Below are 24,903 nucleotides of genomic sequence, written 5' to 3' on the forward strand. Positions count from 1 at the left end.
GGTGAAGACCCTGTCCGGCATGGCGAGCGACGAGGTCGTGGCGCTGGCGCCCGATGTCGCCGCTAACGAGGACATCCTCGCGCAGATCGACGATCAAACATCCTGCGTCGTCGTCCAGTCTCCGGACGTCTTCGGCAATCTCCGCGACCTGAAGCCGATCGCCGACAAGGCCCATGCCCATGGTGCGCTTCTGATCGCCGTCTTCACCGAGGTCGTGTCGCTCGGCGCGGTCACGCCTCCAGGCGCGATGGACGCCGATATCGTCGTCGGGGAAGGCCAGTCGATCGGCAATGCGCTGAACTTCGGTGGTCCCTATGTCGGCCTCTTCGCCGCCAAGACGAAATATCTGCGCCAGATGCCGGGCAGGCTCTGCGGCGAGACCGTCGATGCCGACGGACATCGCGGCTTCGTGCTGACGCTCTCGACCCGCGAGCAGCACATCCGGCGCGACAAGGCGACGTCGAACATCTGCACCAATTCCGGCCTCTGCGTGCTGGCCTTCACCATTCACATGACCCTGCTCGGCGAGGCCGGGCTCGCGCGTCTGGCCGAGCTCAATCACGCCAATGCCGTGAAGCTGGCCGACATGCTGGCCGGCGTGAAGGGGGTGAAGCTGCTCAACGACAGCTTCTTCAACGAGTTCACGCTGAAGCTGTCGAAGCCGGCGGCCGAGGTCGTCGAGGCGTTGGTCGAGAGGGGCGTGCTTGGTGGGGTGCCGGCCTCGCGCCTGCTGCCGGGAGCCGGGCTCGACGATCTGCTGATCGTCGCCAATACCGAGATCAACACGGATGAGGATCGGGCGGCCTTCGTGGCGGCGCTCGTGGAGGTGCTGTGATGCTGAACCGTCAGGGACGTCCCACCCAGGCTGCTTCCTCCGTGGATCATGGCCGCGAGACCTTCACCGGCAATCGCGCGCTGCAGCAGATCGAACCGCTGATCTTCGAGATCGGCCATCATGAGACGACCGGCGTCGATATCGAGAAGCCGGCGCCGTTCAAGAGCCGCCTCGGCAAGCATGCGCGCAAGGACGGCATCGGCCTGCCCGGTCTTTCCGAGCCGGAGACGATGCGTCACTACGTCCGCCTGAGCCAGAAGAACTACGGCATCGACACCGGGCTCTTCCCGCTCGGTTMCTGCACGATGAAGCACAATGCCCGCCTCAACGAGAAGATGGCGCGGCTGCCGGGCTTCTCGGACGTCCATCCGCTCCAGCCGGTTTCGACCGTGCCGGGCGCGCTCGAGCTGATGCTGGAGCTCGCGCGGTACCTGATGACGTTGACCGGCATGCCGGCCGTGGCGCTGTCGCCCAAGGCCGGTGCCCATGGCGAGGCCTGCGGGATGATGGCGATCAAGGCCGCCATTGCCGCCAAGGGCGAGGGCGAGACCCGCAAGGTCGTGCTTGTGCCGGAATCGGCGCACGGCACCAACCCGGCGACCGCGGCGCTGATCGGCTTCGAGGTCCGGTCCGTCCCGGCGCGCCCGGACGGCACGGTGGCGGTCGAGGACGTCAAGGCCCTGCTCGGGCCGGACATTGCCGCGATCATGCTGACCAACCCCAATACCTGCGGCATCTTCGAGCCGCAGATCGTCGAAATCGCGGCTGCCCTGCATGCGGCCGGCGCGTATTTCTATTGTGATGGCGCGAACTTCAACGCCATCGTCGGCAAGGCGAAGCCGGGTGACCTCGGCGTCGACGCCATGCATATCAACCTGCACAAGACCTTCTCGACGCCGCATGGCGGCGGCGGCCCAGGCGCCGGTCCGGTCGTGCTGTCGAGCAGGCTGGCTCCCTATGCGCCGGTGCCTTTCATCCATGTCGAGGGTGGTGCGGCGCGGCTCGTGGAGCACGCCGGCGACGCGCCGGCGGGCAATGATCCCTTCGGCCGCATGACCGCCTTCCACGGCCAGATGGGCATGTATGTGCGTGCGCTCGCCTATATGCTGAGCCATGGCGCCGACGGCATGAAGCAGGCCTCCGAGGATGCGGTGCTGAGCGCCAACTACATCCGCGCCGGCCTGTCCGACCTGATGTCGCTGCCGTTTCCCGACCACCCCTCGATGCACGAGGCGCTGTTCGACGATGAGTGGCTGAAGGGCACCGGCGTCACCACGCTCGACTTTGCCAAGGCGATGATCGACGAGGGGTATCACCCGATGACCGTGTATTTCCCGCTGGTCGTCCATGGCGCGATGCTGATCGAGCCGACCGAGTCGGAATCGAAGGCCTCGCTCGACCTCTTCATTGCGACGCTGCGCGATCTGGCCATGGCCGCGAAGGGCAATGACAAGGCCCGCTTCACCGCGGCGCCGCACCATGCCCCGATCCGCCGTCTCGACGAGACGCGCGCTGCCCGGCAGCCGATCCTGAAATGGGTGAAGCCGGAGCCGATAGCAGCTGCGGCTGAGTAAGGATGCTTAATCGATAGGGCAGCGATCGGACGCTGCCCTATCGTCATATCCCCTCGCGGTCTTAAGCATTCCTTGACCATGTGCGAGGATGATTTCCTCGGTGCGTGTTTTCGCACCTTGGGAACAGTCGATGTATCGCTCTTTTGTCCGGAGCTCCGCAGTTGCCGTTGCCGCGCTCGTTCTGACGGTCGGCATCGCTCGTGCACAGGAGCCGAGCTACGGCCCCAACACCTATGACCGCACGCTTGAGGCGCTGATCTCCCATGAGGAGATCGCGTCGCGTGGTGGCTGGCCCAGGCTCGCCGGCAGTGTCTCCGCCCTGAAGCCGGATTCGCAGGGGCCGGATGTCGTCGCACTGAAGCAGCGCCTGATGTTGAGCGGAGATCTGCCGCCGACGGCCTTGCCCGGCGACATCTATGACGCTGCGACGATCGCAGCCGTGAAGCGCTTCCAGGTTCGTCACGGCCTGTCCGATCTCGGAACGGTCGGCCGCCTGACGCTCAAGGCGCTGAACGTTCCCGTTGAAGTCCGGCTGAACCAGCTGACCGCGACCCTGGAGCGGCTGAAGAGCAACGGCTTCGTCTTTGCCGAGCGCTATGTCGTCGTGAACATCCCCGGCGCCAGCGTCGAGGCGGTCGAGAACGGCGTGGTCCAGCGCAAGCATCTCGCGGTTGTCGGTCGCCCCGATCGACCCTCGCCGGTGCTCCAGGCCAATATCACCTMGGTGAACCTCAACCCCTACTGGACCGTGCCGACCTCGATCGTGAAGGCCGACATCATCCCCAAGATGCGCAAGGAGCCCGACTTCATCGTGAAGTCGAACATGCGCCTTCTCGGAGCAGAAAATCGGGAGATCGATCCGGCGACCGTGAACTGGGCAGGCCTGACCTCGCCGTATTTCACCGTTCGGCAGGATTTTGGACCGCTCAACGCGCTTGGCCAGCTCAAGATCGACATGCCGAATACCGAGGCGGTCTACATGCACGACACGCCGAAGAAGACGCTGTTCCGTTCGGATGTTCGCTTCAACTCTTCCGGCTGTGCGCGCATCGAAGGGGTGCGCGACCTCGCCGCCTGGCTGCTCGAAGGCACCGAGTGGACCGAGCCGGTGATCGTGGCCGAGATCGCCAAGGGCGAGCGCAAGGACATCCGGCTGAAGAAGGCGGTGCCCGTGGCCTGGGTCTATCTGACCGGCTGGCAGGGCGCCGATGGGCTGGTCCAGTTCCGCGAGGACATCTATGGGCTGGACACGCCGCAGGGCATCGTCACATCGACGATCCAGGCGCGCAAACCCAAGCCGAAAGTACAGCCCGCCAAGCTCGAGGCGCGTCCGGCACCGGCTGCTCCGAGCCCGGTTGCAGCCCCTGCCAGGGCCGCGACTGTGAAGGCGGTCACCGCCGTCAACTGAGGCGTCAGGGCGCCCGGAGGATCGCCATCACGTCGCTGATGGCCTGGGCGCGCGCCGCGACATCCGTCCCGATCGTCACCTTGCCGTCCGGGCGCTGCGAATAGGCCGCGCGGCGCTCCCGGAGCGGCAGGTCCGGATGGTCGAAATCGTGATAGGCGCCGGCGAAGCCCACGAAGCGCGCTCCGCCTTGCCGTGCCAGCGCCTGGCAGGGCGCCGCTGGTGTCCAGTCATCTGCCAGTCCCTGAAGGATCGTCGTCGGCACCCGAGCGCGCCAGCCGCGTTTCAGCAGGACCCTGCAGCCAGGATAGAAGGCGATGATCGCCCGAAACCCTCCGGGGCCCGCGGCCGCGCGATCGGCGGCGACATGGAGCGCTGTCGAGCCGCCATTCGACCAGCCGATCAGATGTATCCCGGCGGGTTTGGCGAAGGGCTGACGGGCGAGCCAGTCGGCGGCGCCGAGGGCATCGCTGGCGCGATCCGCCGGCCGCAGCGCACGTTCGCGGTCATTGCAAAGCGCTACGATCCCGCGCGGGCGAAAACTGTCGGGCAGGAGCACGAGGAAGCCAGCAGCGACCAGCCTGGCACTCCAGTCGCTCTCGCGTGCGCTAAGCCCTCCAGAGGCTCGCCAGAGGCCGCTGCAGCCGTGCAGGGCAACCACGGCGGGGAAGGGGCCTCTTCCAGCGGGCTTGGCGATCCAGCCGGTCAGGACGGTGCCGTCGCGTGACGAGAACGAGACCTCCTCCATTGCGCGGGCCGGCATGGCGCAGGCGAGCACAACAATCGTGGCCAGTGCCAGGCGAGCGATCAGGATGGGGCCTCCATCTCGGCGAGGTTCTATGTGCTCGGCCGAATCCGGCGCGCGCAGGATGTGAAAACGACAACGCCGCAAACCCGGAGGTTCGCGGCGTCGCATTCCCTGGCTGAACTGATCGCTCAGTTCAGCTTGGATTTGATTTCCTTCAGACCGGTCGCGAACAGGCTTTCGGCAGCCTTGCCGCCCATCTGGCTGCGCAGGATGCCTTCGGCGGCCAGCGTAGCGGCCTCGGCGGCGGCAGCGCGGACTTCCGCGGCAGCCTCCATCTCGGCCTGCGCGATCTTGTCCTCGGCGGACTTGGTCCGGCGGGTGACGAAATCGGCGAGCTTCTCCTCAGCCTCGGTGGCAAGGCGGATCGCCTCGTCCTTGGCTGCGGCGACGATCGCCTCGGCTTCACCTTCGGCAGCCTTGCGCTTCGCCTCGTACTCGGCGAGCAGCTTGGCAGCCTCCTGACGCAGCCGGCGGGCTTCGGAAAGCTCGCGGGCAATCTTCTCGCCGCGCGAATCGAGTGCGCTCAGAAGCGACTTGTGGACGCCAAAATACCCCAGAATGCCGAGGAAGATGACGAGGGCAACCGCAACCCAGACGGTATCCATGGTTCGGTCTCCTCAGGCGCTCAGGACGGACTTGACCGCGGCAGCGGTCTCGGCGTCGGTGGGGCTCTGACCCGTCAGCTTGCCGACGATCTCGGCGGCAGCGCCGGCAGCGATCGTCTCGACATGCTTCATCGCGGCGGTCTTGCGATCCGCGATTGTCTTCTCGGCGGCTGCGAGCTTGGCGCCGAGCTCCGCTTCGGTTGCGTGACGCTTGGCATCGGTCTCGCGAGCGCTGGCGGTGCGAGCCTCCTGAGCGATGGCCTGGGCGTTGCGGCGGCTTTCGGCGAGCGCGTGCTCATGGTCCTTGGCGACGGCCTCGACCTTGGCGTGGATCTCGGTGGCCTGGTCGAGATCGCGAGCGATCGTCGTGCTGCGTTCGGCCAGAACCTCGCCGACACGCGGCAGGGCGATCCGCGACATGAGCCAATAGAGCGCACCGAAGCTGATCGCGAGCCAGAAGATCTGACTGGCGAAGAAGGTCGGGTCGAAGGGGGGGAAAGCGCCCTTCGCGAACGCCGTGTCGGCCGAAACCGCCATAACGCTGGCGGCGGCTGATACGACCCCGATGCGCTGTGCGCGGGAAGCGCGAACCTGCATGGAACGCCTCTGAAGGTTGCGTCAACGAATGACGGCTCCGCGGCGCATGATAACGCCTGCGGAGCCGCAGTGAATGCTCGTCAGACGACGAAGAGCAGAACGAGCGCGACGACGAACGCGAAGATGCCGAGACCTTCCGCGAGCGCCGCGCCGATGAAGGCGCGCGGGAACTGACCGTCGGCAGCCGACGGGTTGCGCAGGGCGCCGGACAGGAAGTTGCCGAAGATGGTGCCGACGCCGATAGCGGCGAGGCCCATGCCGAGGCTGGCGAGACCAGCGCCGATATACTTAGCTGCGACGGGATCCATAGTCTTTCTCCGATGTAAAACAGTTGAGAGTGGTGGAAGGGTGAAGTCTCGCGAGCTCGCCCGGTCAGTGTCCCGGATGGAGAGCGTCGTTGAGATAGACGCAGGTCAATATCGTGAAGACATAGGCCTGCAGAAAAGCGACGAGGAACTCAAGCGCGGTCAGCGCGACGGCCAGGAACAGCGGCAGCGGCGCCAGTGTGGCGTAGATGCCGGCGCCGGTCAGGGCGACGACGAAGCCGCCGAAGACCTTGAGCGCGATGTGGCCGGCCAGCATGTTGCCGAACAGGCGCAGGCTGAGCGAGATCGGCCGGGACATGAAGGAGACGGCTTCGATCAGGACCATGAAGGGCAGCAGCCAGCCCGGCACGCCTGACGGCACGAACAGGCCGAAGAAATGGCTGCCATGCTTCGTGATTCCGTAGACCAGCACGACGGTGATCACGAGGAAGGCGAAGGCCGCCGTCACGATGATCTGGCTTGTGACGGTGAACGAACCCGGGACCATGCCGAGCATGTTCGCGGTCAGCACGAACATGAAGAGCGAGAACACGAAGGGGAAGAAGCGCATCCCGTCCCGACCCATCACGCCTGTGATGGTGGACGCGACGAACTCGTAGAGCATCTCGGCGAGCGACTGCAGGCGGCCTGGAACCGTCGCCCGCTGGCTGGAGCCATAGATCATGATGGCGGAGATCACCGCGACGGCCACCACCATGAACAGCGAAGCATTGGTGAAGGACAGATCGAGGCCGAACGGCCGCAGGCCCAGGATCGGCTTGATCTCGAATTGGTGGATCGGATCGATTCCGCCGCCAGCCGCCATAAGTCACCCCTAAATTGCCCCGGTTCGGGGCACTGCAAACACATTCAACGTTCCGGTTCGCCGCCCTTCGGTGAGGAAGGGCGCGTTCCGAGCCGATAGGCGGAGCGCAGGCCGGCGATGGTTCCGATCACCAGGAAGGCGATCAGCAGGAACGGCGACGTTCCCAACCACCGGTCGCCGAAATACCCGATCAGGGCACCAGCGATAACGCCGCCAGCCATATCCGTGGCCGCGCGAAAACCTGATGACATCGCGCCAGCAAGCGCTTTGTCGGGACCCGCCTTCTCTGAATCCGCCTTTTCGGCGGCTTCAGCACGCCCGAGGGCGGCCTTCAGCGAGTCCAGTCTTTCCCGCAACTTCGGATCGGAGCCGTTCGGGTCGGATTCAGACATCAGCAACTCCCTTCCGACCGTGTCATGGCCACGACCGCGTCCGAAATTGCCACGAACCTGTCCGGACCCGCAGGCCGAGCCGTTGTCAGCGCGTTTCCTTTATTGTCCGCTCCGGCGACTGTCAAGGCATGGGGATTGGTGTTAAGTTGTTGAAATTATTTGATATTAGTGCTTTGTGCGGCATTCTTGCCGCATTGCGAACCCGAATGTGGCTTTTTTTCAGACGGCTTCGCGGATTTGTTCCGCTGTTGCGAGGTCGACCGAGACCAGTTGGCTGACCCCTCRCTCGGCCATGGTCACGCCGAACAACCGTTCCATGCGCGCCATGGTAATGGGGTTGTGGGTGATCAAAATGAAGCGCGTCTCGGTATTTCGGGCCATATCGTCGAGCAGATCGCAGTAGCGCTCGACATTGGCGTCATCGAGCGGCGCGTCGACCTCGTCGAGCACGCAGATCGGCGAGGGGTTGGTCAGGAACACGGCGAAGATCAGGGCGGTCGCGGTCAGGGCCTGCTCGCCGCCGGAGAGCAGCGTCATCACCTGCGGCTTTTTGCCCGGGGGGCGCGCGAAGATTTCCAGCCCCGCCTCGAGAGGATCCTCCGAGTCGACCAGCCGGAGCTCGGCCGTGCCACCGCCGAACAGGATGCCGAACAGACGCTGGAAGTGTTCGTGCACCACCTCGAACGCGGCCAGCAGCCGCTCGCGGCCTTCGCGGTTCAGCGCGCCGATGGCCTGGCGCAGGCGCCGGATCGCCTCGCTCAGGTCGTCGCGCTCCCCTGTCAGGCCCGCGCGCTTGGTCTGGATTTCGACGAGCTCGTCCTCGGCACGCAGGTTCACAGCGCCCAGACGTTCGCGTTCGGTCCTCAGGCCTGCGAGGCGACCTTCGATTTCGGCGGGATTCGGCAGCGCTTCGCCCGGCTTGATCAGAGTCAGTTCCTGGAGCCCGGCGAGCCCTGTCTCGAGCCCGTCCTCGATCTGCCGCTCCACATCGACCAGGCGCTGTCGGGCTGCCTCCAGGCGCGCCTCGGCGGAGGCGCGGACCTCGCGTGCACCAGAGAGGGTTTCCAGGGCCGCTCTGGCCAGCCGATCGGCCTCAGCCTGGGCGGTCTCCGCCGTGGCCAGGCGGTCAGCCGCCTCGCGGCGTGCCGTCTCGGCCGCCTCGATCTCGCCGACCAGGCGCCTGCGCTCGACCAGGAAGGTGTCCGGTGCGTCGAGCAGCGCCTTGCGCTCGATCTCCGCAGTCGCGATGCGCCGCTTCGTCTCGTCAGCGGTCTGGGCGCTCGCCCTGGCTCGTTCCTGCCAGGCCCGGATATCGACGAAGATCGTGGCGCGGCGTCGCTCGCGAAGCTCCGCCTCTCGCGCCAGGGTCTGGACGCGGGCACGCGCATCCGAAGCGGCTGCGCGCTGTTCACTGAGGACGGCGCGCGCCTTCAGGAGGACGCTTTCGAGCTCGGTCGCCGGCGCCAGGGCGGCGAGCGCCTCTTCGGCTGCAGAAGCCTGGGTCGTCGCTTCCGCGATCGCCTGGCCCAGGCGGGCGACGGCCTCATCGAGAGCCGAGCGGCGCGCGGCTGTCTCGCCGGCCTTGCGCTCGGCGCTTGCGAGCCGCTCTCGGGCCTGATCCAGATCGCGGCGGGCGAGCCGCACGGCTTCGACGGCGGCCGTTTCAGCCTGCGCGGAGGCGCGAACCGTCTTGCTGGCGGTATCGAGGCCCTGCCGCGCAATCTCTGCAGCTTTGCGCGCGGCCTCCGCCTMGCGTTCGAGGTCGCCAAGGCGATTCTTTTCGGCGAGGCGGCGGGCCGCTGGGGATGGGGCCTCCGCCGCGCTGGTGAAGCCGTCCCAGCGCCAGATGTCGCCTTCGCGTGAGACCAGGCGCTGGCCGGGCTGCAACGAGGCGCGAAGCCTCGCGCCCTCTTCGCGCGGCACGATGCCGACCTGGGCCAGGCGCCGCGCCAGGGCTTGCGGACCGCGCACATGCCGGGCCAGCGCCTCGGCGCCATCGGGAAGGGCAGGGTCCCCCGCAGCATTGCCCATGTCGCGCCAATGAGCCGGGGCAGCAGTGTCGGAGGCGGCGTCGAGATCGTCGCCAAGGGCCGCACCAAGTGCGGTCTCGAACCCTTTCGTGACGCTGATCGCTTCGAGGATCGCCGGCCAGCGATCGCCGGCCGCCGGTGCCAGAAGTTTCTGCAGCGTGCGGATTTCCGTGTCGAGGCGCTGGGCTGCGCGATCTGCCTCGGCCAGCGGCGCGCGCAGCCGGGTCTCTTCTTCTCGGGCTGCACCCAGAACAGCTCTTGCGCTGGCTGCCGCCGAATCCATCTCCAGCATGGTCTCCTCGGCCTGAGCACGCGCGCCCGTCAGCCTGTCGAGTTGAGCCGCGGCATCATCTGCGTCGAGCGCGGCAAGGTCGCGACGCAACCTGTCCTGCTCCGCGACATTCCTGGCCTCGCGGTTCCGGGCGTCACGGAGCGTCCGCTCCATGGCGTCGCGGCGGGCCGCGAATTCCGACAATCTGGCCTGTGCCGTGGAATGCTCACCCTCTGCCTGAAGCAGGATCGCTTCGGCCTCGGCCAGCGAGGCTCCTGCAGCCTCTCCCACGGTCGTGGCCGCGCTGGCTTCGCCGGCAAGCGTCTCATCCTCTCCGGTCAGCCGCGCGAGACTTTCGGCGGCATCGTCGGCGAGCCTGTCCTGGCGCGTCAGATCGCTCTGCAACTCGGTCAGGCGCTTGCCAAGCTCGTCTGCGCGTAGCTTGGCGCGTCTGTTTGCCGCCTCGAGCTCATCAAGGCCGCGCTTCAGCCTGACCAGGGCGGCGGCTGCGGCGGCCTCGGCCTCGCGTAGCGCCGGCAGCGCATGCGCCGCGACGGCCTGATGGCGTGCCGCTTCGGCCTGGATGCCTGTCTGTTCGGCAACGCCGCGGACCGCCGCTTCCAGGGCCCGATCGGCAGCGGCCGCATGTTCGCGCGCGTCGCGATGGGCGATCAGGGCGAGCGTCGCCTCGGCACGGCGGATGTCGGCGGCAAGGCTGCGATAGCGCCCGGCCTGCCGCGCCTGCCGCTGCAAGGCGTCGACCTGCGTGCCGATCTCGCCAAGCACGTCCTCCAGCCGCGTCAGATTTTCTTCCGCCCCCCTGAGTCGGAGTTCGGCCTCGTGTCGGCGGCTGTACAGGCCCGCGATGCCGGCGGCGTCTTCAAGGATGCGGCGACGCGATTGCGGCTTGGCGGCGATCAGTTCGCTGATCTGCCCCTGCCGCACCAGGGCCGGCGAGCGGGCTCCGGTCGCCGCATCGGCAAAGAGCAGTTGCACGTCGCGGGCGCGCACCTCTTTGCCATTGACGCGATAGGTCGAGCCTTCCTCGCGCTCGATCCGGCGGGTCACTTCGAGGACATCGGTATCGTTGAAGGCCGCGGGAGCCTTGCGGTCGCTATTGTCGAGGGTGAGCGCGACTTCGGCCATGTTGCGGCCGGGACGTTCGGAGGATCCGGCGAAGATGACGTCGTCCATGCCGGACGCGCGCATGTTCTTGAACGAACTCTCGCCCATCACCCAGCGCAGGGCTTCGACGAGATTGGACTTGCCGCAGCCATTGGGGCCGACGATTCCCGTCAGGCCTGGCTCGATCAGGAACTCGGACGGCTCGACGAAGGTCTTGAAGCCGGTCAGCTTGAGGCGCGTCAGATGCATCGACGCGCCTCATCGTCCAGGGTGGCAGGATGGCGCGTGGGCTTAGCCGGCCAGCAGCGGCTCGAGGATCTTGTCGAATTCCGCGATCGAAAGCGCACCTGCACGCTTTTGCCCGTTGATGAAGAAGGTCGGCGTCGAGTCGACGCCAGCCTTGGCCCCGCGATCCTTCACTTGTGTGACGGCGTCATAGATATCCTGCCGTTTCAAGCAGGCTTCAAAAGATTCCTGTGTGAAACCGGCCTGCTTCACCATCGCGGCCAGCGCATCGACCGGCTTCTCGGTGAAAGCCCAGTTGCGCTGCTGATCGAACAGCAGATCCGACATCGGGTAGTATTTGTCGTTGCCGTTGCAGCGCGCCAGCATGAAGCCCGCCGTCGCCAGCGGATCGAGCGGGAATTCGCGCAGCGTGAAGCGCGCCTTGCCGGTGTCGATATATTTCGCCTTCAGCGCCGGCCAGGTATCGCGGTGGAAGCTCGCGCAATGGCTGCAGGTCAGCGAGGCGTATTCGATGATGGTGACCTTGGCGTCGGGCTTGCCGAGCCAGACATCGCCCAGAGGGCCGGCGACAGCGAGGTCGGCAGTCGCGGATTGCGCCCGGGCCGGAGCGGAACCCAGCATCGCGGCGGCTGCGATCCCGGCCGCGCCGGTCAGAAGCTGTCGCCTGTTCGTCATCGTGCAATATCCTAAGGGGCCAAATCGGTGTCGGGACCATAGTGGCCAACACGAATGTGGCAAGATCGGTTCACGGGGAATGACGGCTTCCTCACGAAGCCGTGTCATCTCGTGGTGGCGGATTTCTGAGCGACGCCCAGGCCGAGCCGTTCCAGCGCGGCCCGCAGTCCCGGGTCTTCGATATGGGCGACCTGCTGCGCGATCCGCCCAACGAGGGCCGGGTCGGGCGGCGGAGGCGCCGGCTTCTGCTGCGGGGCCTCGACCGGTCCCTGTTTCAGCACGAGCTTGCCGACGGCACGCCAGCCGAGATGGGTGTTGACCCGCTCGAGGACCACGGGCCCGAGTTGTTGCATGTCGAGCGCGAAGGCGCCCTCGACGCGCACCACGAGCGTTGCCGGTTCCGATGTCTCGCCGGGCGCCGGGCGTCGGCGCGGCCAGTCAATCTTGAGCGGCCGCGATCGTGCTGCCAGCCGCTCGCCGACAATCTCCGGCCAGTGCGAGACGATGGCGCGCCCGGCAAAACCCTGGGCGGCGAGCGCCGGCGCAAGGCAGTCATCGATCAGGTCGGCGAGGGGTTTGGCAGCCATGCTCTATTCTGGGACCGGCGCATCGGCGCGACAAGGGCAGAAGCTGTATCAGCTGTTCCGGTGACGTCGCCACTCCTCGGCGCTGATCTCCCAGATTTCCGAAAGATGCCGGCCGCCGACATAATCGCGCATCTCGGCCCGGATGACGCGCATGCCGCCACTCTCGGAGATGCGGCGGGACGCGGTGTTGTCGGCGGCCTTCGGCACGCGCAGCACCGAACGCCCGAGGACATCGAACCAGAAATCGGTGACGGCGGCGGCCGCTTCGCTCATCAGCCCTTGTCGCTGCCAGGGCAGACCGAGCCAGAAGCCGCGGTTCTCGTCCTCGCCCTCCCTGAGCGAGATCAGGCCGACGAGTTGGCCGGGCTCGCTCTTCAGCCGCAGGCTCCAGTGCCATTCCGTACCTTGCGCCATTCCTGGCACGGCGACCTCATGCAGATAGGCGAGCGCGCCGTCGGGCGGGTAGGGCCAAGGCACCCGCCTGGTGAGATAGCGCACGATCTCCCAGTKCGGAAACAGCGCCTGGATCGCTGGTGCGTCATCGAGCGTCAGCGGCTTGAGGATCAGGCGGCGCGTTTCGAGGGCGGGGATGGCTTGCGTTGCTGTCGACATGGTCGTTCGCCGTTACGAGCGCGCTTGCCGCAGCGCGCGTGTCATGCGGGTGGAATCCCCCCAAGTCGATAGCCAGATCAGAATTTCGGTCACCATCGCAATGGCGGATTGCAGCATCGTCTGCAGCGAGTGTCTTGCTTCGCTGCCGAGCTGCATTTCGGCATGATGAAGATGCGCCAGCTCTTCCTCGCGGATGCTGTTGATGACGGCGTGGAGATCGGCGTCTCGGCCCTGTAGGAAATGCATTTGTTCATCGAGATGACGGTGTACGGTCTCTTCCACCGCTGCGGTGCAAACCCAAATCGCGCGTCGCCCCATCAATGCCGTCATCAAGCCGAGCAGCGAGCCACCGAGACTCCACAGCTTCATGATCCGGCAKGGACGTKAACCGCGTGCCGGCATGGCCGCATAGAACCTGACGCAATGRTCGATTTCGTCGGTGAGCATCTGCTGCAAAGCCGGGACGATGTCGGGCGTGAGCCGCTTCGCCACTGCGATCTGCGCGGAGTAGATGCGGATCGCGCCGTATTCCCCGGCATGGTTCACGCGCACGATCCGCTTGATCGTGAGGGCGTCGCGGGGTGAAGGGCTCTCCGGCGATATGGTCATGTGATCGCGGGAGCTCAATGACGTTAGCATCTTGGACGTTAGCATCTTGCGGCTGGGGGACGGCACGCTAAACCGGGGACATGACCCTCGCAATGCGCGCCCCTGCTGCGACTGCCGCCGATCTCCTGGACTGGTACGATCGCCACCGCCGTGTCCTGCCTTGGCGTGCCTTGCCCGGCGAGAGGGCCGAACCCTATCGCGTCTGGGTCTCAGAGATCATGCTGCAGCAGACCACGATCGCGGCGGTGAAGCCCTATTTCKAACGGTTCATGGCACGGTTCCCGACGGTTGGGGCTCTTGCCGACGCGCCGAGCGAGGAGGTCATGCAGGCCTGGGCCGGCCTCGGCTACTACTCGCGGGCTCGCAATCTGCATGCTTGCGCCAAAGCGGTCTCGGCGCTGCACGCGGGTCGCTTTCCCGATACCGAGGAAGGCCTGCGCGAACTGCCGGGCATCGGAACTTATACGGCAGGCGCTGTCGCAGCCATTGCCTTCAACCGGCCGGCGGTTGCGGTTGACGGCAATGTCGAGCGCGTCATGACCCGTCTCTTTGCAATCGAGGATGCTTTGCCGGGGGCCAAGCCCTTGATCAGGGAGCGCACCCTGGCCCTGTTGCCGTCGGAACGACCGGGCGATTACGCGCAGGCACTGATGGATCTCGGCGCCACGATCTGCACGCCGCGCTCGCCAGCCTGCGGCATTTGTCCGTGGCAGGCGCCGTGCGTCTCACGGGCGGCGGGGACACAGGAGACCTTTCCGCGGAAGGCGGCGAAGAAGACTGGGGCAACCCGCTACGGGGCTGCCTTCGTGCTGCTGCGCGAGGATGGCGCGGTTCTGCTGCGGACGCGGCCGGCCAAGGGGCTGCTTGGAGGCATGGCGGAGGTGCCGACCGGTCAATGGAGCGCGGATTACCGCCTCGCTGACGCCTTGCAGGATGCTCCGCTTCCGGCGCAGTGGCGCAGGCTGGCAACGCCCGTTCGCCATGTCTTCACCCATTTTCCGCTGGAGCTCACGGTCCTTGTCGCGCGTGCCCCGCGGGCGACGCCGGCGCCGCAAGGCTCCCGCTTCACCCCGCTGGCGCGGCTCCGTGACGAGCCGTTCCCGGCGGTCTTCCTGAAAGCGCTCGAGGCAGGGCTCGAGGCGCTCAGGCCGCTGCCATCTGCGCCCTGATCTCGCCGCGCAGTGAATCGAGCAGCGTCAGCCCTTCCGGGCGCTCGACATGCCAGAAGGTCCAGCCATTGCAGGCGGGTAACCCCTGGGCCAGCGCTCCGACCTTGTGGATCGAGCCGACAGCCGGGCCAAGCAACAGCGTGCCATCGGCCCGGATCGTCGCCTTGTGGCGGCGTTTCTCGTCGACGACACTCTCACCGGCCTTGACCAGCCCGGCCTCGACCAGGCTGAGGAAGGGCACGCGCGGTTCGCTGCGCTTCGAAGGCGCGGTGGAGAACGATTCGGGCGGCAATGGCTGGACAGCGGCGATGCGCTTGCGCGCCGCCTCGGCATAGACCGGGTCGCGTTCAAGGCCGATGAACCGCCGACCGAGAGCCTTCGCGACGGCACCCGTGGTGCCGGTGCCGAAGAACGGATCGAGGATCACGTCGCCGGGGTTGCTAGCCGAAAGCATGACGCGGGCCAGCAGGGCCTCCGGCTTTTGAGTCGGATGCACCTTGGCGCCGGACGCGTCCTTCAGACGTTCCTCGCCGGTGCAGAGCGGCAGATACCAGTCCGAGCGCATCTGCAGGTCGTCATTGCCGCCCTTCAACGCCTCGTAATGGAAGGTGTATTTCGAGCTTTCGCCGCGCGCCGCCCAGATCAGTGTTTCATGCGCGTTGGTGAAGCGCCGGCCGCGGAAGTTCGGCATCGGGTTGGCCTTGCGCCAGACGATGTCGTTCAGCATCCAGAAGCCGAGATCCTGCAGGATCGCGCCGACGCGGAAGATGTTGTGATAGGAGCCGATCACCCACATTGCGCCGTCCGGCTTCAGCACCCGCCGGCAGGCGGTCAGCCAGGCTCGCGTGAAGGCGTCATACTCGGCGAAGGAGGCGAACTTGTCCCAGTCGTCGTCGACGGCATCGACGAGGCTGTCGTCAKGCCTGCGGAGATCGCCGCCAAGCTGAAGATTGTAGGGTGGATCCGCGAAGACGAGGTCGACGCTTGCCGGAGGCAGGCGGTCGAGCGCGGCGATGCAGTCGCCGACGACGACCTGATCGAGCGGAAGATCAAATGAAAGGCTCGAAGCCTTCATCCGAGACTGCAGCGCAGGCCGTCCGGTACGCGAAACCTGAATCCGGACGGCGGCGCTGGCAGTCCMGGTACGCGAGGTACCCATGACGCCGAACCATTTACGCAACTTCAACAGTCGCGATCTTGGGGGAGTCAGGGTAAAAGCCGGGTTTCCGGGTTGAAAAAAATGCGTCTCGTTTTGGGGCTGCAGTTTTTGCCTAGTGCATTGGCAAACCAGCTGAATCCGGATCGGGTGTTAAGAAACGGCTAACGTGTCGCGGGCATCGCACAACCGCTCAGCGCCGCCAGACGCCCTTGATCGGCGCGAAGGAAAAACGGTGCTCCGGGCACGGGCCGTGGGTCTGTATCGCGGCGCGATGCGCGGCCGTGCCATATCCGGCATGCCCGGCAAAACCATAGGCCGGATAATGCGTCGCCAGGCGCGCCATCATCCGGTCGCGGGTCACCTTTGCGATGATCGATGCGGCCGCAATCGAGGCCACGCTGCCGTCGCCCTTGATGATCGCATCGCAGGGGCAGGGCAGAGTGGGAGGGTCGTTGCCATCGACCAGCACATGCCGCGGCTGGACAGGCAGACCGGCAACCGCGCGCTTCATGGCGAGCAGCGTCGCCTGCCTGATGTTGAGCGCGTCGATCTCCTGCGCTGTGACGCTGCCGATCCCGATACCGAGCGCGGCTTTGGCGATCTCCCCGAACAGCGCTTCGCGCCTTGCGGCGCTGAGTTCCTTCGAATCGGCGAGGCCAGCCGGAATCAGGCCGGGGTCGAGAATGACGGCAGCCGCCACCACTGGCCCGGCCAGCGGCCCGCGTCCGACCTCGTCGACGCCGGCCAATGGCCAGAATCCTTGCTCAATTGCGTGCGCCTCGCGGCTGAAATCGGCGGCCATGCCCGGTCCAGGAAAGAAATCGTTGCCGGGCTTATGCCGGAAGGCCGTCGTMTAGAACAGGCTGAGCTGTGCCTTTTCCTTCTCCGGCTTCAGGAAGAGGTCGCTGCGCAACCGCAACCGCGTCGCGTTGAAGCCGAGGCGTTCGGCTGCCATTTCGAAGCGCCGCCCGATCATCCAGGCATAGGGACCGGAACCGACCTGACGCTGGCCCCAGGCCGAGTCGTAATCCTTGCCGCCGCGTGTCGAGCGGATCAGCGAAACGACATGGCGCAGCTTGTCTGGATGGTGGGTCAGGAGCCAGTCCTGGACGAGATCCTTCACCTCCAGCGGCAGCCGCAGCAGCACGTAACCGGCCTCGCGCGCCCCGGCGGCCTTGGCGGCGTCGAGGATGCGCTCGATTTCCTGCTCGTTGATCGCGGGGATGATCGGCGCGACCAGCACGGTCACCGGAATGCCGGCATCCGACAACCGCTTGATCGTCTCCAGCCGCTTCGCCGGCGCGGCGGCGCGCGGCTCCATGCCGCGCGCGATCTTGGGATCGAGCGTCGTCACCGAGATCGCGACCTTGGCGAGGCCCTGCGCTGCCATCGGCGCCAGGATGTCGATGTCGCGCTGTACCAGTGCCGATTTCGTGACGATGCCGACCGGGTGGCGGAAGCGCGCCAGCACCTCCAGGATCGAGCGCATGATCCGCAGCTTCTTCTCGATCGGCTGATAGGCGTCGGTATTGGTGCCGATCGCAATGGTGCGCGGCTGGTAGGACGGTGCAGACAATTCCTTCTCGAGCAGCAGCGCGGCGTCGGGCTTGGCTGTCAACTTGCTCTCGAAATCGAGCCCAGGCGAAAGCCCGAGATAGGCATGGCTCGGCCGCGCGAAACAGTAGACGCAGCCATGTTCGCAGCCGCGATAGGGGTTGATCGAGCGGTCAAACGAAATATCCGGCGAATCATTCCGCGTGATGATCGTGCGCGCTTTCTCGATCGCGACTTCGGTCTTGAAGGCTGGTAATTCGCCGAGAGAGCCCCAGCCATCATCTTCGGCGACGCGCTGCTCGGTCTCGAAGCGTCCGCCTGGATTGATCGTTGCCCCGCGCCCGCGCCGTCGTTCCGGATCGATGCGGTGGCCGGCATAGGCGAGGGGGTCAGCCGGAGCGACACGCGCGGATGCCGACAGGGTTTCGCCGTCATGCCGCCTGAGCGGCTGGGCTGCGATCGGTCGCGAACTGGGTCTGGCTTGCTGCATGGCGCTGAGCCGTTCCTGAGAGGGCCGTAAGAATCGGCGTTTCCGTGACCATCAATGTGAACATATAGGGAACAAAATGCAAGTGGCGGGATTGCGGCATGTTGCGCTGCGTCATAATCAATGGGCCATGCTTACAGCCGTCATCAGGGCCGACGGACCGGCCAGAGCACTCGCTGCGACTTTTTCCGCGCTGATCCCGGCCGTTGCCGAAGGTTTCCTCGGCCATGCCGTGGTCGTCGATGCGGATGGTGAGGGGGAGGTGGAACGCCTCGCCGATGCGACGGGTGCGACCTATGTCAGGGCGGCCGTGCCTGAAAGCTGGCATGCCGGTGCCGCGCAGGCGCGCGGCGATTGGCTGCTTCTGTTGAGCGCCGGGGACATCCTGCAGCCAAACTGGATTCAGGCGACCGAGCGCCATCTGCTGCTGGCGCCCGACAGGCCGGCCCTGTTGCCGCTGAGCGGGGTTGCTGCGGCGCTCAAGGAGCGCGCCGCGCTGTCATTCGGCCCGCGTCGGCTGCGGGCCGGCCTTGTGGTGCCGAAGGGGCTGGTTCTGGCCGGGCGGCTGAATGCCGCGCCGCGGCGTCTCTCGGTGCGCCGGGAGCGTGCCGTATCCTGAGACGCAAGGCATCGGCCCGAAAGGTGGATCGCGGTATTCGGGGAAAGCCGACGCAACCCCAGAAGGTGAGATCGGATCGGATACGAGATCGGGTCCGATGATCTAAAGCTGGTTCGTCCGGAAGGTATCGCAGCTTTGCAGCGAGCCGGACTTGAAGCCGGTCGTGAACCAGCGTGTGCGCTGCGCCGACGAGCCGTGGGTGAAGGAATCGGGCACGGCCACGCCTTGCGAGGCTTGCTGCAGCCGGTCATCGCCGATCGCCGCCGCCGTCCGCATCGCCTCGTCGACATCGCCCTGGTCGATTCGGCCCATCGCCTGGACATTATGCGCCCAGACGCCGGCGAAGCAGTCCGCCTGCAGCTCGACCCGCACTGACAGCGCATTCGATTCGCGCTCCGAGATGCGCTGTCGCAGCTGGTTCACCTTGGGCAGGATACCGAGCAGGTTCTGGATGTGATGGCCGACCTCGTGGCCGATCACATAGGCATAGGCGAAGTCACCACCACCGCCGAGCTTGCGCTGCATCTCCTGGAAGAAGGAGAGGTCGAGATAGACCTTCTTGTCTTCGGGGCAATAGAACGGCCCCATCGCTGCCTGTGCCGTGCCGCACCCCGAGCGATCGATGCGCGAGAACAGCACGAGCTTCGGCGGTTCGTAGCGGCGGTTCGCCTGCTGCGGCAGGATCTTGGTCCAGATATCCTCGTTCTGCGCCAGCACCGCCGAAACGAAGCGACCCATTTCATCCTGCGGCGGGCCTGAGGCCGGGCGGCTCTCCTGGGTCGGAGCACTGCGCCCGACCCCGAGCATTTCGGCGCCACCGATCAGGATGCGCGGATCGATCCCGAGAGCCCAGCCGACAAGGCCAAGCACGACCATAGTTCCGATGCCGACACCGCCGCGCCCGCCGGGAAGCCCCGCGAAGCCGCCGCCGCCATTGCGCCTGTCCTCGAGATTCTCGGACTGGCGATAATCTTCCCAACGCATGGCGGAGTCCCCGTCTAGTCCCGAGCAATCTCGTGGAGAGAGGCCCGGAACTCAAGCTATTCGTCAACCGGCTCGCGCGCGGGTGGTTCCCCAGGTTCTTCCTGTTACCTCAGTGATAGCCGCTGTCGGCCCTCACCTTGCCGCGGAAGGTCCAGTAGACGAAGGCCGTGTAGAACAGGATCATCGGCAGCAGGAAGCAGACGCCGATCAGGACGAAGATATGGGAGGACGGCGCTGCGGCCACATCCCAGATCGTCAGGCTCGGGGGCACCAGATAGGGATAGTTCGAGATCGCGAGTCCCAGGAAGCAGAGCAGGAAGATCGCGATGGTGAAGGCAAAGGGTGTGAATTCGTGCTGCCCGTGCAGCCGCTTCCAGACCATATAGCCGCAGAACGCCGTCAGGACCGGGAATGGCCAGAGCAGCAGCAGGTTGGACKGCGTGAACCAGCGTTCGGCGATGCGCGGATGTGCGTAGGGCGTCCACAGCGAGACGATCACAGCGAAAGCCATCAGACCGAGCAGGAGCCATTTCGCCTGGCGCCGTGCCCTGTCCGCGACGGCACCTTCCGTCTTGAAGACGAGCCAGGTCGCGCCGAGCAGCGCGTAGCCGACGACGACGCCGACCCCGCACATCACCGAGAACGGCGTCAGCCAGTCGAAGGGGCCGCCGGCAAACTCGCGGTTGCTCACGGTGATGCCCTGGATCAAGCCACCGAGCACGAGGCCCTGAGCGAAGGCCGCAAGGGTCGAGCCGAGCCAGAAGGCAATGTCCCATTTCCTGTGATGCGGCTTGGCGACCCAGCGGAATTCGAAGGCGACCCCGCGGAAGATCAGCGCCAGCAGCATCAGGATGATCGGTGTGTAGAAGGCCGGCATGATGATGGCGTAGGCGGTCGGAAAGGCGACCCAGAGGCCGCCGCCGCCGAGCACGAGCCAGGTTTCGTTACCGTCCCAGAAGGGCGCGACCGAGTTCATCATCTGGTCGCGTTCGCCCTCGTCCCTGGTCGTCGGGAAGAGGATCGCGATGCCGAGGTCGAAACCGTCGAGCACGACATAGAGCATCACGGCAGTACCGATCAGGACGGCCCAGATGACGGGGAGATACCATTCCATCTCAGCTCTCCCCTCAATTCGCCGGCTGGATCTTGTCGTCGCCGGGATGCCCGTCGCCGAACAGCACAGAGGCGTCATCCTGCGTCGCCTTGAGCGTMCGCTGCGAAGGCTGCTCCGGTGGGTCCGTGGCGAGGAGAGCGTCGGGGCCCTTGTCGATCAACCGGTTCATCAGCAGGATCCCGGCCGCAAAGACCACGGAATAGACGCAGACGAAGAGCGCGAGCGAGATTGCGACCTGCATCGCCGTCACCGGCGAGACGGAGTCGACCGAACGCAGCACACCCGTTGCGAGCCAGGGCTGGCGCCCGACCTCGGTCACGAACCAGCCGGCGAGGATGGCGACGAAACCGAGTGGCCAGGTGTATTGCGCCAGCCAGAGCCAACGTCGTGCTTCGAACACCTTGCCACGTGACCAGAGATAGGCACCGAGCCAGCCGAAGCCGATCATCAGGAAGCCGATGCCGACCATCAGCCGGAAGGCGAAGAAGGGAATCTTGACGGGCGGCCGGTCCTGCGGCGCGAAATCATTCAGGCCGGGAAAGAGAGCGCTCATGCTGCCATGGGTCACGAGGCTGGCGAGCCCGGGAATCGCGATTTCGTAGCGGTTGATGCCGGCCTTCTCGTCGGGCCAGGCGAAGAGAACCAGAGCGCCGGGCTTCGACGAATCCCAATGCGCTTCGATCGCTGCGAGCTTCGCCGGCTGGTATTTCGCCGTGTCCTCGCCGTGCTGGTGGCCGATGATGGCCTGGATCGGAGCCGTCAGGGCGATCATCAGGATCGCCATTCGCACCATCGTCCTGGCAGGCTCGATGCTCGTCCCGGCCAGGAGATGGCGCGCTCCCGTCGCCAGCACCACGAAGGCGGTGGTCAGATAGGCCGCCGTCATCATGTGCATGAAGCGCAAGGGGAAGGTCGGATTGAAGATGATCTGCAGCCAGTCGACCGGATAGGCGATGCCGTCGCGCATCTCGTGGCCGGTCGGATACTGCATCCAGCTATTGGCCGAGAGAATCCAGAACCCCGACAAGGCCGTTCCGGCGGCGACGATCACCGCGGACAGGAAATGCAGCCAGGGCGGAACGCGCTTCCAGCCGAACAGCATGACGCCGAGGAAGGAGGCCTCGAGGAAGAAGGCGCTCAGAACCTCGTAGCCGATCAGTGGACCGATGACGTTGCCGACCACCGTCGAGAACCGGCTCCAGTTCGTGCCGAACTGGTAGGACAGCACGATGCCCGAAACGACGCCCATCGCGAAGGAGACCGCAAAGATCTTGGTCCAGAACCGGGCGAGCAGGTGAAACTTGTCGTCGCCGGTCTTCAGCCAGAGGCCGAGCAATGTCGCGATATAGGCGGAAAGCCCGATGGTGAAGGCGGGGAAGACGATGTGGAAGGAAACCGTGAAAGCAAATTGAATACGCGAAAGCAGAAAAGCGTCGATTTCCATCGCAAGGCTCCGGCCGGCACGCCGCACGAGCGGCTTGAAACGACTCTGCCCGCACAGCATCGTCGCTGCGCGGCAATTTAGTCAAATCCGAAACTGCGCGAGGGGCCGGAATGTCGCAGAGGCAGGGCTGCGTTGTCGCAGGCGAATACTTTAGCTGGCTGCGTCGAGCGCTGTCCTGAGCGCCCGCATGTCGCGCCAGGCGAGGCGTTTCTGCAGGGGCTGGCGCAACAGATAGGCGGGGTGAAGCGTGGCGAGGGCGCGGATGCGCCTTGTGCCCATATCGTACTCGGTCCACTTGCCGCGCGAGGCGAGGATGCCGGTGAAGCCGAGCAGGCCCTGGGCAGAGGGGCCGCCGATGCAGACGAGGATATCGGGATTGGCGAGTTCGATCTGCCGCTGAATGAACGGCAGGCAGATCGCGACCTCCTGCGGCGTCGGCGTGCGGTTGCCGGGCGGACGCCAGGGCAGAAGATTGGCGATGTAGACATGTTCCTGCCGGTTGAGGCCGATAGCCGCCAGCATCCGGTCGAGCAACTGGCCGGAGCGCCCGACGAAGGGCAGGCCGAGCCTGTCTTCATCGGCGCCGGGGGCCTCGCCGACGAACATCACGCGCCCCTCCGGATTGCCGTCGGCGAAGACGAGATTCTTCGCGGTCGCCTTGAGCGCGCAGCCCTCGAAGCTGGCCAGTGCCTCCTTCAATTCGTCGAGCGTCTTGGCCTGCCCGGCCAGCAGGCGCGCGCTCTGCATGGCCTCGTCGGGCGCCGTTGCGTCGGCCGCGATGACGCGCGCGGCAGGAACGGCACGCAGAGGATTGCGGCGTGCTGCAGGCTGCGTGGCGGCAGCTTCGGCGGCCTGTGCGGATTCGGCGAAATGGTCATGCGGCGTCTCGTCGAGCATCTCGGTGACGCCCATCTCGGCGTACCAGGCAATGAGTTCGACGGGATCGTGGCCAGCAGGGATCATCCCGGCGTCTTAGCACGGTCCGGCGCGGCTTCGCGACACCTGTCGGGCGGCTGTCCCGGCTCCGCGTGCTCGCCAGAGCGGTCAAACGCGGTTGCAAATTGGAACGTGGGCTCGGATAGAGGGGTTCCAATCTGGTTTCGGTTTGGCTTGAGCCAGAGAGTGTGATCGTTCATATATAAACTATCGCTGTCGAGGCGAAAGTTGTTGGCGGAGGGCAGGATGGAACTCGAGGAAGCGCAAAGCACCCCGCGCGAGAGCATGGACTATGACGTCGTCAYCGTCGGCGCAGGTCCCGCTGGTCTCGCAGCCGCCATTCGCCTGAAGCAGCTCGACGAGGCCATCTCGGTGGTCGTGGTCGAGAAGGGGGCGGAGGTCGGCGCCCATATCCTCTCGGGCGCGGTTATCGATCCGATTGGTCTCGACGCGCTGTTGCCTGACTGGCGGCAGGACGAGGCACGCCCGCTGACCACGGAAGTCAGCGAGGACATCTTCTATTTCTTGACCGAGCCGAACGGAATCCGGCTGCCGAATTTCGGCATGCCGAAGCTGATGAACAATCACGGCAATTTCGTCGGCTCGCTCGGGCTGGTGACGCGCTATCTGGCGACCCGCGCCGAGGCGCTGGGTGTCGAGATCTATCCGGGCTTCGCGGCCGCTGAGCTTCTCTTCGATGAGAAGGGCGCCGTCACTGGTGTCGCCACGGGCGACATGGGGATCGCCAAGGACGGCACGGTCTCCGAACGCTTCACCCGCGGCATGGAGCTGCGCGGGCGCTATACGCTGCTCGGCGAAGGAGCGCGCGGCTCGCTGTCCAAGATCGCGATCCAGCGCTTTGGTCTCGACAAKGATCGTGAGCCCCAGAAATACGGCATCGGCCTCAAGGAGATCTGGCAGGTCAAGCCGGAGAAGTTCCACAAGGGCCGGGTGCAGCACTCCTTCGGCTGGCCGCTCGACGGCAAGACCGGTGGCGGCTCGTTCCTCTATCATTTCGACGACAATCTCGTCACCGTCGGCTTCGTCGTGCATCTCAACTACGAGAACCCGACACTCTCGCCCTTCGACGAGTTCCAGCGCTTCAAGACGCACCCGATGATCCGGGACGTCTTCGAGGGCGGCAAGCGCCTGTCCTACGGCGCGCGCGCCATCACCGAAGGTGGCTGGCAATCCGTGCCGAAACTCAGCTTCCCGGGCGGGGCATTGGTCGGCTGCGCGGCCGGCTTCGTCAACGTGCCGCGCATCAAGGGCAGCCACAACGCGATCCTGTCCGGAATGCTGGCGGCCGAGCATCTCGTGCCGGCGCTGGCGGCGGGACGCGCGCATGACGAAGTCAGCGAGATCGAAACCAGCTGGCGCGCGTCTCCGATCGGCCGCGACCTCAAGCCGGTCCGCAACGTCAAGCCGCTCTGGTCGAAATTCGGGACGATCGGCGGTGTTGTGCTCGGCGGCATCGACATGTGGCTGAACCAGCTCTTCGGCTGGTCGCCTTTCGGCACGCTCAAGCATGGCAAGCCGGATTACGCGACGCTGAAGCCACTGAGCGAGGTGACGCCGATCACCTATCCCAAGCCGGACGGCAAGCTCTCCTTCGACAAGCTGTCGTCGGTGTTCCTGTCCTCGACCAATCACGAGGAAGACCAGCCCGCCCATCTGAAGCTGACCGACCCCGCCATTCCTGTGGCGAAGAATCTGCCGCTGTATGGCGAGCCCGCCCGGCTCTATTGCCCGGCCGGCGTCTACGAGATCGTCTACAAGGACAACGAGACGAAGAGCGATCCGCGCTTCGTCATCAACGCGCAGAACTGCGTGCACTGCAAGACATGCGACATCAAGGATCCCGCCCAGAACATCACCTGGGTGGTGCCTGAGGGCGGCGGTGGCCCGGGTTACTCGAACATGTGATGAGTCGGC

The 24,903-nt window shown here is 65.8% G+C and carries 22 protein-coding genes and 2 pseudogenes; 6 read left to right on the forward strand and 18 right to left on the reverse strand.

Annotated elements, in window-relative coordinates:
* The 3 genes from AC1DJT_RS06555 to AC1DJT_RS06565 all read left to right on the forward strand — a co-directional run.
* On the forward strand, nucleotides 1–835 hold an 835-nt coding region (locus AC1DJT_RS06555), incomplete at its 5' end, for a PLP-dependent aminotransferase family protein (protein ID WP_476833754.1).
* Nucleotides 835–2,409, forward strand: a complete 1,575-nt coding sequence (gcvPB, locus tag AC1DJT_RS06560; RefSeq protein ID WP_476833755.1) for an aminomethyl-transferring glycine dehydrogenase subunit GcvPB — start codon at nucleotides 835–837, stop codon at nucleotides 2,407–2,409. The genes AC1DJT_RS06555 and gcvPB, both read left to right, overlap by 1 nt.
* A gap of 130 nt (nucleotides 2,410–2,539) precedes the next feature.
* The gene (locus tag AC1DJT_RS06565; protein WP_476833756.1) at nucleotides 2,540–3,817 is read left to right on the forward strand and encodes a L,D-transpeptidase family protein; all 1,278 of its coding nucleotides are present in this window, start codon (nucleotides 2,540–2,542) and stop codon (nucleotides 3,815–3,817) included.
* Nucleotides 3,818–3,821: 4 nt separating this feature from the next.
* Here the strand turns inward: AC1DJT_RS06565 and AC1DJT_RS06570 are convergent, their stop codons facing one another.
* The 11 genes from AC1DJT_RS06570 to AC1DJT_RS06620 all read right to left on the reverse strand — a co-directional run bounded on the left by AC1DJT_RS06570 (nucleotide 3,822) and on the right by AC1DJT_RS06620 (nucleotide 13,502).
* Nucleotides 3,822–4,577, reverse strand: coding sequence for a dienelactone hydrolase family protein (locus AC1DJT_RS06570; RefSeq protein WP_476768148.1), 756 nt, complete (start codon nucleotides 4,575–4,577; stop codon nucleotides 3,822–3,824).
* Between the two features lie 173 nt (nucleotides 4,578–4,750).
* Entirely contained in the window at nucleotides 4,751–5,227 is a 477-nt protein-coding gene (locus AC1DJT_RS06575) for a F0F1 ATP synthase subunit B family protein (protein WP_441488920.1), read from the reverse strand.
* Nucleotides 5,228–5,239: 12 nt separating this feature from the next.
* Entirely contained in the window at nucleotides 5,240–5,824 is a 585-nt protein-coding gene (locus AC1DJT_RS06580) for a F0F1 ATP synthase subunit B family protein (protein ID WP_441506448.1), read from the reverse strand.
* Between the two features lie 80 nt (nucleotides 5,825–5,904).
* Nucleotides 5,905–6,132, reverse strand: a complete 228-nt coding sequence (locus AC1DJT_RS06585) for a F0F1 ATP synthase subunit C (protein WP_043231023.1) — start codon at nucleotides 6,130–6,132, stop codon at nucleotides 5,905–5,907.
* Between the two features lie 64 nt (nucleotides 6,133–6,196).
* Nucleotides 6,197–6,955 carry a F0F1 ATP synthase subunit A gene (locus AC1DJT_RS06590; protein ID WP_441506449.1) on the reverse strand — a complete coding sequence of 253 codons (759 nt, stop codon included), beginning with the start codon at nucleotides 6,953–6,955 and terminating at the stop codon, nucleotides 6,197–6,199.
* A 44-nt stretch (nucleotides 6,956–6,999) separates the two neighbouring features.
* Nucleotides 7,000–7,347 (reverse strand): AtpZ/AtpI family protein, encoded by a 348-nt coding sequence (locus tag AC1DJT_RS06595; protein ID WP_113512844.1) that lies wholly within the window; start codon nucleotides 7,345–7,347, stop codon nucleotides 7,000–7,002.
* A gap of 219 nt (nucleotides 7,348–7,566) precedes the next feature.
* A complete protein-coding gene (smc, locus tag AC1DJT_RS06600) occupies nucleotides 7,567–11,022 on the reverse strand; it encodes a chromosome segregation protein SMC (protein ID WP_476833757.1) in 3,456 nt (1,151 codons plus the stop codon).
* A gap of 42 nt (nucleotides 11,023–11,064) precedes the next feature.
* A complete protein-coding gene (locus tag AC1DJT_RS06605; RefSeq protein WP_441488923.1) occupies nucleotides 11,065–11,694 on the reverse strand; it encodes a DsbA family protein in 630 nt (209 codons plus the stop codon).
* 104 nt (nucleotides 11,695–11,798) lie between these two features.
* Nucleotides 11,799–12,281 (reverse strand): DUF721 domain-containing protein, encoded by a 483-nt coding sequence (locus AC1DJT_RS06610; RefSeq protein WP_441506452.1) that lies wholly within the window; start codon nucleotides 12,279–12,281, stop codon nucleotides 11,799–11,801.
* A gap of 48 nt (nucleotides 12,282–12,329) precedes the next feature.
* Nucleotides 12,330–12,893: a GNAT family N-acetyltransferase gene (locus AC1DJT_RS06615; protein ID WP_476833758.1), complete on the reverse strand. Its 564-nt coding sequence runs from the start codon at nucleotides 12,891–12,893 to the stop codon at nucleotides 12,330–12,332.
* A gap of 12 nt (nucleotides 12,894–12,905) precedes the next feature.
* Nucleotides 12,906–13,502 carry a demethoxyubiquinone hydroxylase family protein gene (locus AC1DJT_RS06620; RefSeq protein ID WP_476833759.1) on the reverse strand — a complete coding sequence of 199 codons (597 nt, stop codon included), beginning with the start codon at nucleotides 13,500–13,502 and terminating at the stop codon, nucleotides 12,906–12,908.
* A 92-nt stretch (nucleotides 13,503–13,594) separates the two neighbouring features.
* Between AC1DJT_RS06620 and mutY the strand changes: the two are divergent.
* Nucleotides 13,595–14,665 (forward strand): annotated as a pseudogene (gene mutY, locus AC1DJT_RS06625) (A/G-specific adenine glycosylase); the annotation flags it as partial.
* On the opposite strand, the gene AC1DJT_RS06630 reads toward mutY, so the two are convergent.
* The 3 genes and pseudogenes from AC1DJT_RS06630 to AC1DJT_RS06640 form a co-directional block, all read right to left on the reverse strand.
* A complete protein-coding gene (locus tag AC1DJT_RS06630) occupies nucleotides 14,646–15,830 on the reverse strand; it encodes a DNA methyltransferase (protein ID WP_476833771.1) in 1,185 nt (394 codons plus the stop codon). The pseudogene mutY and the gene AC1DJT_RS06630 sit on opposite strands and share 20 nt — an antisense overlap.
* 190 nt (nucleotides 15,831–16,020) lie before the next feature.
* Entirely contained in the window at nucleotides 16,021–16,632 is a 612-nt protein-coding gene (rnhB, locus tag AC1DJT_RS06635) for a ribonuclease HII (protein WP_441506454.1), read from the reverse strand.
* A gap of 54 nt (nucleotides 16,633–16,686) precedes the next feature.
* A pseudogene (locus tag AC1DJT_RS06640) lies at nucleotides 16,687–17,874 on the reverse strand (PA0069 family radical SAM protein); the annotation flags it as partial.
* 127 nt (nucleotides 17,875–18,001) lie between these two features.
* Here AC1DJT_RS06640 and AC1DJT_RS06645 point away from each other — a divergent pair.
* A complete protein-coding gene (locus AC1DJT_RS06645) occupies nucleotides 18,002–18,490 on the forward strand; it encodes a glycosyltransferase family A protein (protein WP_441506456.1) in 489 nt (162 codons plus the stop codon).
* Between the two features lie 102 nt (nucleotides 18,491–18,592).
* Here AC1DJT_RS06645 and ypfJ read toward each other — a convergent pair whose 3' ends face one another.
* The 4 genes from ypfJ to AC1DJT_RS06665 form a co-directional block, all read right to left on the reverse strand.
* Nucleotides 18,593–19,474: a KPN_02809 family neutral zinc metallopeptidase gene (gene ypfJ, locus AC1DJT_RS06650; RefSeq protein ID WP_069877471.1), complete on the reverse strand. Its 882-nt coding sequence runs from the start codon at nucleotides 19,472–19,474 to the stop codon at nucleotides 18,593–18,595.
* A gap of 109 nt (nucleotides 19,475–19,583) precedes the next feature.
* Entirely contained in the window at nucleotides 19,584–20,588 is a 1,005-nt protein-coding gene (gene cydB / locus AC1DJT_RS06655) for a cytochrome d ubiquinol oxidase subunit II (protein ID WP_476833760.1), read from the reverse strand.
* Nucleotides 20,589–20,601: 13 nt separating this feature from the next.
* The gene (locus tag AC1DJT_RS06660) at nucleotides 20,602–22,032 is read right to left on the reverse strand and encodes a cytochrome ubiquinol oxidase subunit I (protein ID WP_476768150.1); all 1,431 of its coding nucleotides are present in this window, start codon (nucleotides 22,030–22,032) and stop codon (nucleotides 20,602–20,604) included.
* A gap of 150 nt (nucleotides 22,033–22,182) precedes the next feature.
* Nucleotides 22,183–22,995 (reverse strand): uracil-DNA glycosylase, encoded by an 813-nt coding sequence (locus AC1DJT_RS06665; protein WP_441506459.1) that lies wholly within the window; start codon nucleotides 22,993–22,995, stop codon nucleotides 22,183–22,185.
* Between the two features lie 219 nt (nucleotides 22,996–23,214).
* Here AC1DJT_RS06665 and AC1DJT_RS06670 point away from each other — a divergent pair, with 219 nt between their 5' ends.
* Nucleotides 23,215–24,894: an electron transfer flavoprotein-ubiquinone oxidoreductase gene (locus AC1DJT_RS06670; protein WP_476833761.1), complete on the forward strand. Its 1,680-nt coding sequence runs from the start codon at nucleotides 23,215–23,217 to the stop codon at nucleotides 24,892–24,894.
* The last annotated feature ends 9 nt before the right edge of the window (nucleotides 24,895–24,903 follow it).

This window comes from Allobosea sp. 05T422_2 (assembly GCF_056396265.1).